The 671-nt window shown below is 73.9% G+C and carries 1 protein-coding gene; it reads left to right on the plus strand.

All coding sequences use genetic code 11. The features are described 5' to 3' along the window. On the plus strand, nucleotides 1-671 hold a 671-nt coding region (locus ACFPZL_RS14055; protein WP_382336034.1), incomplete at both ends, for an FAD-binding protein.

The following is a 671-nucleotide window of genomic DNA, read 5'->3' on the forward strand; positions in this document are numbered from 1 at the left end:
GGCGTCGCTTCATGCGCGCCGCGAGTCCCGCCGCCGAGCTCGCGCCGCGCGACGTGGTGGCTCGGGAGATCCACCGGATCCTCGGCGCGGGCGGCGCAGAGAGCGTGTGGCTCGATGCGACCGCAATCGAACGCGACGGCGGCTCCGGCGCGTTCGTGCGACGATTCCCCGGGATCTCCGCTGCGCTGCAGGCGCACGGCTACGACTGGAGCAGAGAGCCCGTGCCGGTGTCGCCGGCGGCCCACTACACGATGGGCGGCGTACTCAGCGATCTCGACGGACGGAGCACGGTTCCCGGCCTCTTCTCCGCCGGCGAGACCTCCTCGACCGGGGTGCACGGCGCGAACCGCCTCGCCTCGAACTCGCTGCTCGAAGGGCTGGTGTTCGGCGCGCGGGCCGGCCGTGCCGCAGCCGACTACGCCTGCAACGGAGGCCAGTGGAAGCCCCGGGGAAGAGGCTTCGCCTCACTCGTGCGGTCGGCAGAGCGGGTGGGATTCGCGAGCCGCGGCGTCGCGGCTGCTCGCTCGTCGAGTCCGTGCGATGCGGTTCCGGGGAGGAATGCCGCCGCGCCGGACGGCGTTGCCAAGCCGGAGAGCACCGCCATGCCGGAGAGCATCGCGACGGCGGTCGCGGCCGGCCTGGGCATCGAGCGGAACGCCCGGGGCCTCGCC

It is taken from the genome of Leucobacter soli (genome assembly GCF_042659205.1).
Taxonomy (GTDB): Bacteria; Actinomycetota; Actinomycetes; order Actinomycetales; family Microbacteriaceae; genus Leucobacter; species Leucobacter soli.